The following is a 12,006-nucleotide window of genomic DNA, read 5'->3' as shown; positions in this document are numbered from 1 at the left end:
CTAAGCTGGCGGGTTCGTGCCGATGACCGGTGGCCTCGTTTCAGTGACCTTGGCCAGCTCCGGTTTTTCACACGTTTCAATCAATCTAGAAACCTGTCTTCGTGTCCTCACCCGCTCCGATCGGGCTTTTTGTAACTGAGCCAGAAACGGCGTCGGTTCATACCGCTTCCAGGCGGCTTCGACGATTCGGTTGATCAATGTGTTGTATCCCAAGCCGGCCTGGAGCGCCGCCAGGGCAAACGTGCTGGTCCGCTCCAGGTACGGATTGGCGTTGACTTCAACGACCACGGCGGTGCCGGTGGGCGATAGCCTGATGTCTACCCGGGCGTAATCTCTCACTTTTAGAGCATAAGCCGCTTCCTTACCCGTCGCAGTGATCCTGGCCCGTGTCTCGGGATTGAGGTCGGTGGCTACTTCAACATTTACGAATTTATAGTCTGGGCTCGACTCGTCTTTATAATTCCGGGCGAACACCCGCGGCGTTCCGGCGGGCAACCCGGAGAAATCAAGTTCCATCACAGGCAGCGCCTCAGACTGATCGTTGCCCAAAACGCCCACATAGAACTCTCGGCCCTCGATATACTCTTCAACCAGGGCTTGTTCCTTCAGTTGGCTATGGATGAAATCGATCCGCTCAACCATCTTGGAATATTCGGTGACCAGGGACGAGCCCTCTATGCCAAGAGACGTATCGCCTTTTAGAGGTTTTACGAAGAGGGGGAAGTGCATTTTTCCGGCAAACTCGATGTTGTGCTTGTCGAAAATGGCGTAGTTGGGGTAGGGAACGTTGTGAAACTGAAGAAGTTTCTTGGTCAGGACCTTGTCTTGCCGCATGGCCATACCCTGGGGTCCGGTCCCCGTAAACGGTTGACCGACCATCTCCAGTACGGCGGTGACGTTCATCTCGAACGCGTCGTTATCGGCAAAGCGTTCGCATAGGTTGAACACCAGGTCAGGCCGCTGTTCATCGAGTTTATCCAGCAGCTCCCGAAGGTCGTCGCACAACCCAAGCAGGGCTACATCGTGACCGGATGCCTTCAGTGCGGCGAAAACCTCATCAACGACCTCGTCATGTTTCGCTTTTTCCGGCCCGCGCTCTTCCCAGAAAAGGACGGTTATCTTGAGCTTGTCCATGTTGCTATCCTCAGAGTCTGCCGTGAAACTTTATTCGATGAATGTTCCCCGGCTTAGAAAATTCGTTGCCAGTGTAGTCGCGATGATGGCAAAAGTCTTCAGGCTGGCCTCTTTGTTTGCCGGTTCGATTTTCAATCCAAGCGTTTCGGTTCGTTTTATCAGCTCTTCTACCAATTCTGACACGATATGCCTCTCGAGCCCGGTCCACCTGTTGATCTCGTAGACCAGCTGGATTTTTTCCTGTTCGATGACCCCTGCAGCCGGTTCGCCGGTAACGTCGGGAAACGCCCTCTTCAGATCTTCATCGAGGATCGGGTTAGTGATTTGTTTTTCATGGATGTGTTGCGAGAATGTCCGGTACCATGAGTCGAGGGTCATCGTCATCTCTTCAACAGGCGTGTCCAGCGCTCTCTTAGTGATGACCGTAGGTTGGTGGTTGTGCCGTTCGGCTACTTTATCGACGTAGAGCAGTTTTTTTAACGCCTGAGTGCCCTTGTACACTTTAGCCCACTCGCTTCCCGGGGTAAGCCATACCGCAAAGGTCTCGGCAAAGTCGTCGTCGGGATGCTTTTGGGCATACCATCCGGGAATATGCCGCACAAACTTGCTGCTGAATGGCACTACGCCGTAAGTTTCGCGATAGGCTGACTTATAATTGCCGAATATCTTTGACCATTCCGCCTGTTCATACAATTTGTGGGCGTAGTTGAAGGCATGTCCGGCTTCGTGGCGGAGGTACATCATTATCTCATCGTCGCTTTCCGCTTCGACGCCGGTAACCCGGCATTCCAGTTCGCATAGGTCGGGGCTGGCCAGGTAAAACGGAATGCCGATGACAGGCACCCCCGCCGGGCAGCCCCACTCGTCAGACAGGTAAGCCTCCGGCTTGAAATTCGCCAGCCCCGCCGTTTCAAGCTCCTTGTACAGATCTTTCAGTAGGAATTCGAGTCTGGTCCCGTGTATCGATAGTTGCAGGTCGGCGATTCTGGTCGACAGGAGCCTGGCTTGAGAAGGTGCAAGTTCTTTTCCGGTTGGGTTTCCTGGAATCACGTTTATCCTTTTTGCCTCGTAATACCAATGTATCTTATCCCATCGGTACGGGCAAATTATAAGGAGATGATGCGATAGAAGCAGAGAGACGTTTGGGGATACTTAAGGGACGATCACGTCGACCGTCTGAGTCCAATCGCCGCCTTGCCATTTGAGCGGGAAAACCAGGGGAAGGGTCTGTGTCTTATCTTTATCGAGGTTGGTGATCATGTCGTTGGTTTGGGTGACTCCGCCCTGGGTCAGCGTCGCCCTGACGATCACGGTGCCGTCGGAGCCTTTGTTCTCGATGGTGATTTCCAGTATGGCGTAGTAGTGACTGTCCATACCGCTCGTCGTGGCTTCAACGGATTTCACCACCGGTTTGGGTTTGGGCATGGATGTTACCGGTAGAGCGGTCGTGGTTGACGTGTCGTCTTTGGAATCAAAAACGCCTTTGACACTATCGCAACCTGACGCCAGAAGAAGAGAAACCGCCAACACCGCAACAGCAGCGACCCTGACGATCTTTGTCCCAAGCATATGCCGCTATATTAGTACTTCTAATCCTGGCCGTCAATGAACTTGACGCCGAAGGGTCAATACCATCTTGAGGTGTCATTTTGGACCGTCGCGGCCGTACTAACCGGATTTGCCGCCGGACAGGGCGCTGTGGAGAATCTCGAGCTGCGATAATGTTTTGGAGGCTGAGCGGTTGTTGTATCTTTTTGCAAGAGCCAAAGGTGGATGCCGGCGAGCTGCAGCCAGAAGAGGCCGTTCAACACTATGAGTCGTTCAGCCGCTCCGACCCAGGCAGATTCGTTGTGCAGCGCCAAAAAACCGCAGATATTTACGGCAATCCCGATCACCCCGGCTGTAATGCTGCAGGTGACCAGGAAACGATGTTTTTCATTATTGTCCAACTTTTTTGCCAAAAGGAAGCAGGCCGCAGGCAGGGCTAGCGCGATTCCCTGAGCCGAGTATTCGTGGATTAAAGAAATCATCGTTATCTCCCCACCTATCGCCCTGGTTGGGAAAATAGCAATAAGCACGAATCCCAATGAGGCGGCAGCCAGAGGTATGAAAGCGGTGCGCAATCTCAATGCAAATAACGCGAGGGTAATGGCGAATACCAGGAACAAGATGTTTTCTAGCCACCCCGCCGGCCCCCAGACCAATTCGCTGATGGTGCTTGTCAGCCGGTTGTATCCCGGCTGATATATCTCCAATGCGGTCGTGCCAAGCAGGAAAACAGCCGGAAAACCGAGGCATAATGCGTTGGCAGCTTGCCTGCCGATAGGCCTGGTTGATTTGCCCAGTGTTTTCAATTCGAATTTGGCTCTATCCCGGATGTTTGAAATGTTCACAGTGGCAAGTATAAGACCGGCGCTTTTTATTGACGCCGTGGAAATGGACGGATTTTGACTATATTAATGGCTAGTTTTTAATACTGGACTTGTGGCGGGATAAGGTCGCGCCTTTTATGAGGAAAACGTAAAGATTTCGATTGACATTTATTAATGTCCCATTTACGATTATGACGATTGCGTTACCTGAGAGTTAGCTTATGTTTTTAGCCAGGCGGCGTTTGGTCATAATTCTAATTTCGATCTCTCTGATTATCCCGGTTTTTGGCTGCAGCCAACCCTCGCAACCCGCCAAAGTGCTGAATATTGGACTTCTCCTGGGGAGCGGCGGCCTGGGCGACCGGTCGTTCAACGATTCGGCTTATGCCGGTTTGCTCGAAGCTCAGAAGAAATACAACATCCGCTTTGAGACTGTAGATACCGGCACCTTGGAAGCTAACAAAGATGCCCTCAGCCTGTTTGCCCGTAACAATTATGACCTGATTATCGCCGTAGCTTTTGAGAACATGGCAAGTCTTCAGGCGGTCGCTGCCGAGTTTCCGGATACGCATTTTGCGGGGATAGATTTCGAGCTGACCGCGGATAACGTATCTTCCATCGTCTATCGCGAACAGGAAGGTGATTTCCTGATGGGAGCCCTGGCTGCCATGCTGACCAAAACAAAGAAGGTCGATGTCATTGGTGGCACTGACATCCCCGCCATCCATCGCATCATGACCGGATATGTCCAGGGGGCGGCATACCAAGATCCGGGAGTCACCGTTTTGACTGACTTTGCTGGAACCTTCGCTGATCCGGCAGTCGGATTGTCATTGGCGTTGAAGCGTTTTGGCGAAGGCGTGGATGTCATCCATAACGCCGCCTCAAAAACCGGCCTCGGGATCATCCAGGCTGCAGCGCAAGTAAACAAGCTGGTTACCGGTACCAGCGGCGACCAGCGCTACCTGGCTCCCGGCAACATGGTCGGTAACCGGCCTAAAAGGGTGGACACGGCGGTCATGTTGCTGGTCGATGAGGTGTACAATGACTCATTCAAACCGGGTGTCAGGTCGCTTGGTTTGAAAGAAAACGGACTGACTCTGGGACCGTTTGACCAGAATATAGTCACCCCTCAGATCACCGCCCGCCTCGATGAACTTAAGCAGAAAATCATCACTGGTCAGATCGTGGTAAAGGCAGAATAATGTCTCCAAGTCGTCCGCCCCTATGGTCTCGCATCATCCGGTGGGCGTCGGTGAGTTTAAGGCGCCGGTTGGTCGTGTCCAGCGCGATTTTCTGGATTGTCGCTGTGACCATCATCGCATTCACCTTTCTGGGTTTTGGCCAGCAACAGATGCTTAACGAAACCCGGGATCGCAACGTCCAGACAGCCTCTATCATCAGCCGTGACCTGAACTCCCAGATGAACGGCACTCTTGCCGATGCCCGGAATTTCACCCGGCACCTTGAACTCCTGAGCCCCGACCTGGATGCCCAGGCTTCGGCGGCGATATCGCTTCGTTTATCGGCACCGCAGCAGTACCGGGGCATTTATCAGTTCGACCCTCAGGGCAGGCTTAAGCTTTTCGTGAATGACAGCATCGACTCCCTCCTCCGGTTAAGAAGCGCCGATATCCTAACCCGTTCTCCGATTAGCGTAGACGAACTGGTGATGAATGCCTTCCGGCAGTCCTCAACTGGCGGCACGTATGTCTCGGAAGTTCAATACACAAACCTGGGGAATGTCCCTGTCCTTTATCTGGGCTTGCCATTGAATCCGATAGAGGGTAGTGCGGCTATCGTCGTATTGGAGATCGATCTCCAGGCCATGTGGGAACGAATCGATCAAATCACCTTCGGTCAGACCGGCTTCACTTACATCGTTTCGCGCGAAGGGTTCATTATCGCCTACCCCGAATCATCGGGCTTGGGCCAACCTATCAAGGACTCTCTCACGCCATTGTTAAGCGGTAACGAGGGTTTTGCGGAATACCGTGATCCTGCCCGCGGTTTGATCCTGGCAGCTTTCAGCCCTGTCGGGGGATTGACCGGATGGGGGGTCGTCATTGAGCAGTCCGCCTCCGAGACCAACATTCCCATCAGCCGCATGGGTGCCGCCGTTATCGGTATCTGGATGTTCATGGCTTTTCTGGGTACAGCCGCCATTTTCCGCGCTGTAAACGGCGTGGCTAAACCGATCGTCACTCTAACCGCGACGACGAATGACATTGCCCGCACCGGTGCTTTAAAACGCATCAAACCGATGGAGCGAAGCGATGAGATCGGTCAGCTTTCGCGCTCGTTTGACCAGATGATCGAACGGCTTCAGACCACCGAAGGTAAGCTTGAGCACGTTGCGGCCGAGGAACGCAACCGCCTGGCACGAGAACTCCATGACGCTGTAAGCCAGACATTGTTTTCGGCTTCTATCATAGCCGAGGTCTTGCCGAAGTTATGGAACAAAAATCCGGAGGAAGGACATCGCAGGTTGGCCGAAATACAGCAACTGACCCGGGGCGCTCTGGCTGAAATGCGCACTCTGTTGTTCGAATTAAGGCCGCAAGCCCTCCTCGATGCGGAGATCAACTACTTATTGCGTCAGCTTGTAGAGTCGTTCGGAACTCGCCATCGCATACCCGTGGACCTTAAGATTGATGACGAGTGTGGCATGAGCGCGGAAGTCAAGGTCGCTTTCTACCGTATCGCCCAAGAGGCTTTGAACAATGTTGCCAAACATGCCCAGGCGACTCAGATATCGATTCATTTATGGTGCGAAGACGATTCCATTTTCCTTAGAGTTATTGACAACGGCCAGGGGTTTGACCGGGCTCATACCCGCCCGGGCAGCCTTGGACTTGGTATTATGACCGAAAGATCCCGGGAGATCGGCGCCGACCTTTCCATCGAAAGTAAACCCGGTCAAGGGACCATGGTCACCGTGAAATGGCAGATGCCGGTTAAGGAGGCAAACGATAATGGAGACTAAACCTATCCGTGTAATGCTGGTAGATGACCACAGCGTCGTCCGCTCCGGGCTCAAGGCTATGCTTGCCGCAGAAGACGATCTGGAACTGGCCGGGGAAGCGGCCGACGGCAGCGAAGCCGTCAGGTTCGTCGAGCGCTTCAAGCCCGACGTCATCCTGATGGACCTCCTGATGCCGGTAATGGACGGGGTAGCCGCCACCAAAGCCATCCACGATCGTTACCCTGACATCAGGATCATCGTTCTCACCAGTTTCAAGGAGCGGGAGCAGGTAGATGGGGCGCTCAAGGCCGGGGCTATGAGCTACCTCTTAAAGACAGTATCCGCCTCGGAATTGGTCTCTGCCATCCGGGGTGCCATGGCGGGACAATCCAAACTTTCTTCCGAGGCCACCCAGGTGCTCATCCAGGAGATGAGGAGCCCATCGGCCCGGGACTATGACCTGACCGCCCGAGAGAAGGAAATCCTTAAGCTCATGGTGGACGGCCTGCCCAACACTGAGATCGCCGATAAGCTGGGGGTGAGCCCCTCCACCGCCAAGTTCCACGTTTCCAACGTCCTTTCCAAGCTGGGAGTGGCCAGCCGGACAGAAGCCGTCTCCCTGGCATTAAAACAGAAACTGGTCAAATGACCTGTAAATAACTCACCTCCCGGATACAAAAAATCCCCCCGGAAAGCCGATTTCCCGGGGGGATTTCTGTTTTATGCTCTTAGCATAAATCAATCGGGAGGATGGAAATGTTACTGGTACTTCTCGCCGCAGCTGTCAGCGCGATCGCCTGGGTAGCCGACCTGAAAGTCTCCCATCTTTTTGTTAATGATGATTAGCCTACCAATTTTCGGCAAGTACTTCATAAAAAGACTGGGGATGCTTGCAAGCAGGGCAGGTCTGTGGCGCCTCCGGACCCTCATGGACGTACCCGCAATTGATGCAGTGCCATTTAACCGTGCCGCTTTTCTTGAAGACTTCGCCTTTGACAACATTGGAAATCAGCCGGCTATATCGTGATTCATGGAATCGTTCCACCTTGGCAATCTGTTCAAAAGACTGGGCCACTTCGGGGAATCCTTCTTCTTTGGCCGTTTGGGCAAAATCGGCATAAATCTTGGTCCATTCCAGGTTTTCTCCCGCCGCCGCCGCTTCAAGGTTTTTAAGAGTCGTGCCGATTGCCCCCGCAGGATAACTGGCCGTGATCTGAACGTCACCGCCCTCCAGGTACTTGAAAAAGACCTTGGCATGCTCCTTCTCATTTTCAGCCGTCTCAATAAAGATATTGGCTATCTGTTCGAATCCTTCTTTCCGGGCTGCGGAAGCAAAATAGGTGTAGCGGTTCCTGGCTTGTGATTCGCCGGCGAAGGCTGTTAATAAATTGACTTCCGTTCGTGAGCCTCTGATCGATTTCATATAATCCTCCCTTTCTTGTTATGGTCATAATAATATCAAGCGCTATGGAACATCAACTCTTGTTTTGAATCGGGAACGGTGGCGGAACATCTCAAGTTGATAATGACATAATATTACGCCATCCGGCGACCACCAAATTCATTGAAAGGCTGGTTGATGTTTGACCACCTCGGGATGGAGCCAGCATGAGGTTGCTTCCATCGAGTGAAAGCAAAGAAGGTGTATGCAAGGCAAAGTACAGCGATCGTTAGAGCGATGCGCATATAAACGGTGTCCGAGGCGGTCAGGTGGGTTAGGCCGATCCGTTCGAAAAATGGGACCACCTCTGGGTGGTCCGGTGTCAGGTAGGTGAACCAGAACGACACGTCGAAATACCATAGCCAGACCGCCGGGAAAATCGCCAGCCAAAGCGTGAGGATTCGTTCCGAGACGTAGGTGGTTCTTGCCAGGGCCAGGATGGCCAACGGGATGAAAACCACCAGGTACTGGTAATTTATGCGATAGAACAGCGCGATGAACAGGAGTATGCCAACAAGCATCGCCCGGAGCGGCGATAGCCGTTTGAAATATGCCAGCACCATTCCGCCGAGGATGGCGATGATGAGGACTGGGATAGTATAGCCGAACCAGCTCAAGGTGTCCCAGCCGTATTGGTCGTGCAGGTAAGTCAAAGCCGCTCCCGTGCCAGAGAAGGTGTACAACATCGGTTCCTGGTAAGCCGGCGCCTGCCCCGGCAGCACCACCGCTTTGGTGTATTCCACGATATTGCCCGTGACTATGAAGGGCAACGAGAATGCTGCGATGACTCCCGCAAAAATCGCGAAGTTCACCGCAAACCGTTTCCAGGGCATGGTCCTTAAAGTCACCGCCATCATGAAAGCGATCGGGATCAGGGTATGCTGCTTGGTCATCACCGCCAGCGCGGCCACGGCGAACGCCCAGCGGTCGTGGCCCCGTTCAAGCAGGATGAGCGACCCGATGAGAAATGCGGAGGCGATGGCATCGAATTGCCCGAACACCCCTGACTGGTACCAGGCGACCGGATTTAGCATCCATAAAGCGGCAAAGAATAATTTTTTCCAGCGCGATCCGGGGATGCCGATGAAAAGAAGAACCCCGATGGCAAGGTCGGCGGCGATGATGGGCGCTTTCTCGGCGATTCGCCAGGCCGTGTCCACGAAAAATTTATCGGCCATTGCCCCGGGAACAGCCGCCAAGCCGATGCCCAGGATCAGTATCCATACTGGCGGATAAACGTAACCCCATCCCTGCCACGGATTTATCGGATCATAGCCGCTGTAATACCTGTAGAAGTCCAATCCGTGTTCTTTGAATAATTGGGCGAAAGACCAGAATTGGGCTATGTCTTGGGTGGCGGAGTAGGGTGCCGCAACGATCCTGGCAGCGGCTGCGACTAGGAAGACAATAGCGAATAGGAAAAGCGCCAATCTCGAAGTGAAAAAGCGGTGTTGGAAGCTGCAGAATGCTATACCGATTCGGTCGTTGAAACTCAGGTTTTTCGGTGTTTCAGGCACCAAACGATTATAGCCCAGAACATGACATCATAAAAACTGATTGCCCGATGGGGGTATGATCCCACAACAGGAGTCATTGTTTGATATGTATGAAATATTAGTCATATTAATCAACTAGTAACAATCTACTTCATAACTATTATTCACAGAACATTAATAATAATAAATCAGTATAGGTACTAGTTCTTTAGTACGATGACTATAACCCTTAGTCCGTTAGAATGTTTCCCTGCAAAAAACACTCCGATTGTTCTGAAATATTAATCACATTAATCAACTAATAACAAGCTGCTCCATAACTATTATTCACAGAACATTAATAATAATAAATCAGCATAGGTACTAGTTCTTTAGTACGATGACTATAACCCTTAGTCTGTTAGAATGTTTCCCTGCAGAAAACTACTCCGATTGTTTCTGCAAAAGACAGTGGGATTCATGAAAAATTCCGACGGATTGTGTCAGGGCAATGAATTTGTTGTTTTTTCGTTTTTACGAGTTCAGATTCTTTGCCTCTTGGAAATAAATGACAAGAATAAGGAGGTGTTCACAGAAAGATGACATTCGGGAAAGACCGGAAAATCTAGAATTAATTAGCTGAACTATAAGGAGAAAGGGATGTCCAAATTTCATAGCACACTCACACGTCGGGCCTTTATGAAGGCTTTAGGCTTCGGAGCTGCAACGGTCGGAGGCGCCAGCCTGGTCGCCCCGGTGTATCACGACATCGATGAGCTCACGTCATCATCTACTGAATTGCGCAAACGAGCCTGGTGGGTCAAAGAAGTCGATGAACCAACCGTAGATATCGATTGGGATATCATGAAGCGCCATCACAGTTTCCACAGCACTCAGTCTGGCGCCATCATCGCCCGTTATCTTGGCTTAGCAGAATATACAGCCCTTATTAACCAGCAGACCGAGGCTAAGAAGCAACAGATTCTTAAAAACGAGCCGGGTCTGACGCTCAGAGACCAGGCGCTCAACAACGCCTCCCGCGGTGTCGGTTTTACTGCCCTCGATACCGACAAGTTTATCGATAAGCGCTTGGCTGTCATACAAACACCTAGCGACTTGGGCGTGCCTCGCTGGGAAGGTACGCCGGAAGAAAACCTGAAGATGATGGAGGCAGCCATGGCCCATTTTGGCGCTTCCAACATTGGAGCTGCCGCACTGGAAGGCAACCACCAAAAACTTCTTGCCACTCACGGTCGGCAGAGCATCGCCCAGACCTATTTCCCCTATGAAGGTAAGACCACCTGGCCGCCGACCGAAACTTTTGTCCAGCCAATGAAACTGGTCAATGACTCTAAGTTTTCCTATGATGCTGCCACTCAGGTGACATCCATCCCTGACCACGGTGTTTACACCCTGAGCTATACCGTCCCGCAATCGCATGAAGCCTTCCGCACCACACCCAATTCAGCGATCTTCAGCGCCGCCAACATTACCCGCTATCGCTTGCGTGAGAATATCCGCGCCTGCACCCAGATGTTTATCCGCGGCTTGGGCTACCAGCACATGAACGACGAGCCATATGGTGCCATGCCGGGCATTGCCGGCGCCGTCCTATCAGGTCTTGCGGAGAACGGACGCCATTCTATCATGGCCATCAGCCCCGAACATGGCTCATCCGTAGGTCTGTTTGAGTTATACTCCGATTTACCAATGGCCCATACTAAGCCCGTCGACGCCGGCATTTGGCGCTTCTGCCAATCCTGCGGAATCTGCGCGGATCACTGCCCGTCTGCGTCTATCGAACCCAAGGGCGGCCGAGAGATCTCCTATGAACCTTATGCCTCGTCCGTTAACCCCAAGCATCCGCCGTTGCCCGGTTGGGGCTTCAACCCGGTCGGTGAAGGCGAAGCCGAGTACTACAAGCTTGGCCGCAAGACCTACTGGAGCGACGGTATCACTTGTGCCGCGTTCCGCGCCCCATTGTCCAACGGTTGCCAATTGTGCTTTGGCGTGTGTGTCTTCAACTCACAATACGGCGCTTTGGTCCATGATGTGGTCAGGGGCACGCTGGCGACCACCAGCCTGTTCAATGGCTTCTTCGCTCAGATGGACACGACCTTTGGTTTCGGCCTCAAGCAAGGCGAAGCTAAGGAAGAATGGTGGGATATGTCCCTTCCGTCCTACGGCTACTCCACCGCCCTCGGCGCCAAGCACGGCGGATACAAATAGAATAAAACGGAGGTTAGTAATATGTGGTTAGTGGTTGCATTGATTATCGGCTTTGCCGCAGCAGCTCTCATCTTCGGCATGCGCTCCAAGGGCTTCAGCCTTTCCTGGTATGAGTGGATTATCGGCTTGGTGGGCTTGGCCTTGGTACTTTTCGCTGCCCAGAACTTCATTGAAGTTAGGGATGAGTTCAACCCCAGCGCGGCCAACAAGTTCCTGCTTTTCGTAGGTCTGCCAGGATTGATTCTCATGGTGGCAGCCTGGCAGTTAGCTGTAAGAAGAAAAAAAGCATCCTAAATGTAATCTAAATTCGAATAGACCGCAGGTACCAAACCGGTACCTGCGGTCTCAACTTTTTATTGCACCCGGACGGTTCATCCGCTAGATTAATGC

General features: G+C 52.5%; 11 protein-coding genes. 5 read left to right on the top strand and 6 right to left on the bottom strand.

The window, feature by feature from the left end; translation table 11 throughout:
• From HX448_RS09105 to HX448_RS09090, 4 genes are all read right to left on the bottom strand, one after another.
• Positions 1 to 1,134: a D-alanine--D-alanine ligase family protein gene (locus HX448_RS09105; RefSeq protein WP_102331589.1), complete on the bottom strand. Its 1,134-nt coding sequence runs from the start codon at positions 1,132 to 1,134 to the stop codon at positions 1 to 3.
• Positions 1,135 to 1,164: 30 nt separating this feature from the next.
• Positions 1,165 to 2,184 carry a putative zinc-binding metallopeptidase gene (locus HX448_RS09100; RefSeq protein WP_102331588.1) on the bottom strand — a complete coding sequence of 340 codons (1,020 nt, stop codon included), beginning with the start codon at positions 2,182 to 2,184 and terminating at the stop codon, positions 1,165 to 1,167.
• 102 nt (positions 2,185 to 2,286) lie between these two features.
• Positions 2,287 to 2,703, bottom strand: coding sequence for a hypothetical protein (locus tag HX448_RS09095; RefSeq protein WP_102331587.1), 417 nt, complete (start codon positions 2,701 to 2,703; stop codon positions 2,287 to 2,289).
• Between the two features lie 56 nt (positions 2,704 to 2,759).
• Entirely contained in the window at positions 2,760 to 3,488 is a 729-nt protein-coding gene (locus tag HX448_RS09090) for a DUF998 domain-containing protein (protein ID WP_162486020.1), read from the bottom strand.
• 239 nt (positions 3,489 to 3,727) lie between these two features.
• On the opposite strand from HX448_RS09090, the gene HX448_RS09085 reads away from it, so the two are divergent.
• Genes HX448_RS09085 through HX448_RS09075 form a run of 3 tightly spaced genes read left to right on the top strand, consistent with a single transcriptional unit; the run spans position 3,728 to position 7,120 of the window.
• The gene (locus tag HX448_RS09085; protein WP_102331585.1) at positions 3,728 to 4,711 is read left to right on the top strand and encodes a BMP family lipoprotein; all 984 of its coding nucleotides are present in this window, start codon (positions 3,728 to 3,730) and stop codon (positions 4,709 to 4,711) included.
• The gene (locus HX448_RS09080; protein WP_102331584.1) at positions 4,711 to 6,492 is read left to right on the top strand and encodes a sensor histidine kinase; all 1,782 of its coding nucleotides are present in this window, start codon (positions 4,711 to 4,713) and stop codon (positions 6,490 to 6,492) included. The genes HX448_RS09085 and HX448_RS09080 overlap by 1 nt, the downstream gene beginning before the upstream one ends.
• The gene (locus tag HX448_RS09075) at positions 6,482 to 7,120 is read left to right on the top strand and encodes a response regulator (protein WP_226846751.1); all 639 of its coding nucleotides are present in this window, start codon (positions 6,482 to 6,484) and stop codon (positions 7,118 to 7,120) included. Before HX448_RS09080 ends, HX448_RS09075 begins: the two co-directional genes overlap by 11 nt.
• A 198-nt stretch (positions 7,121 to 7,318) precedes the next feature.
• Here the strand turns inward: HX448_RS09075 and rbr are convergent, their stop codons facing one another.
• Together rbr and HX448_RS09065 are read right to left on the bottom strand one after the other, a co-directional pair.
• Positions 7,319 to 7,894, bottom strand: a complete 576-nt coding sequence (gene rbr, locus HX448_RS09070; RefSeq protein WP_102331583.1) for a rubrerythrin — start codon at positions 7,892 to 7,894, stop codon at positions 7,319 to 7,321.
• Positions 7,895 to 8,007: 113 nt separating this feature from the next.
• Positions 8,008 to 9,429 (bottom strand): hypothetical protein, encoded by a 1,422-nt coding sequence (locus tag HX448_RS09065; protein ID WP_162486018.1) that lies wholly within the window; start codon positions 9,427 to 9,429, stop codon positions 8,008 to 8,010.
• 618 nt (positions 9,430 to 10,047) lie between these two features.
• Here HX448_RS09065 and HX448_RS09060 point away from each other — a divergent pair.
• Together HX448_RS09060 and HX448_RS09055 are read left to right on the top strand one after the other, a co-directional pair.
• The gene (locus HX448_RS09060) at positions 10,048 to 11,616 is read left to right on the top strand and encodes a reductive dehalogenase (RefSeq protein WP_102331581.1); all 1,569 of its coding nucleotides are present in this window, start codon (positions 10,048 to 10,050) and stop codon (positions 11,614 to 11,616) included.
• Between the two features lie 21 nt (positions 11,617 to 11,637).
• On the top strand, positions 11,638 to 11,910 hold the full coding sequence (locus HX448_RS09055; protein WP_102331580.1) for a dehalogenase: 273 nt from the start codon (positions 11,638 to 11,640) through the stop codon (positions 11,908 to 11,910).
• Positions 11,911 to 12,006 lie beyond the last annotated feature (96 nt).

Origin of the sequence: Dehalogenimonas etheniformans (genome assembly GCF_014672715.2) — a bacterium.
GTDB classification, from domain to species: Bacteria; Chloroflexota; Dehalococcoidia; order Dehalococcoidales; family Dehalococcoidaceae; genus Dehalogenimonas; species Dehalogenimonas etheniformans.
The sequence above is the reverse complement of the archived record's forward strand: the minus strand, read 5'-3'. Positions and strand labels throughout refer to the sequence as shown.

What these genes read in the sequence shown, in the direction of transcription:
- HX448_RS09055 (WP_102331580.1), top strand. Translation starts at nt 11,638, where the DNA reads ATGTGGTTAGTGGTTGCATTGATTATCGGCTTTGCCGCAGCAGCTCTC.
- HX448_RS09095 (WP_102331587.1), bottom strand. Translation starts at nt 2,703, where the DNA reads ATGCTTGGGACAAAGATCGTCAGGGTCGCTGCTGTTGCGGTGTTGGCG.
- rbr (WP_102331583.1), bottom strand. Translation starts at nt 7,894, where the DNA reads ATGAAATCGATCAGAGGCTCACGAACGGAAGTCAATTTATTAACAGCC.
- HX448_RS09060 (WP_102331581.1), top strand. Translation starts at nt 10,048, where the DNA reads ATGTCCAAATTTCATAGCACACTCACACGTCGGGCCTTTATGAAGGCT.
- HX448_RS09080 (WP_102331584.1), top strand. Translation starts at nt 4,711, where the DNA reads ATGTCTCCAAGTCGTCCGCCCCTATGGTCTCGCATCATCCGGTGGGCG.
- HX448_RS09085 (WP_102331585.1), top strand. Translation starts at nt 3,728, where the DNA reads ATGTTTTTAGCCAGGCGGCGTTTGGTCATAATTCTAATTTCGATCTCT.
- HX448_RS09105 (WP_102331589.1), bottom strand. Translation starts at nt 1,134, where the DNA reads ATGGACAAGCTCAAGATAACCGTCCTTTTCTGGGAAGAGCGCGGGCCG.
- HX448_RS09075 (WP_226846751.1), top strand. Translation starts at nt 6,482, where the DNA reads ATGGAGACTAAACCTATCCGTGTAATGCTGGTAGATGACCACAGCGTC.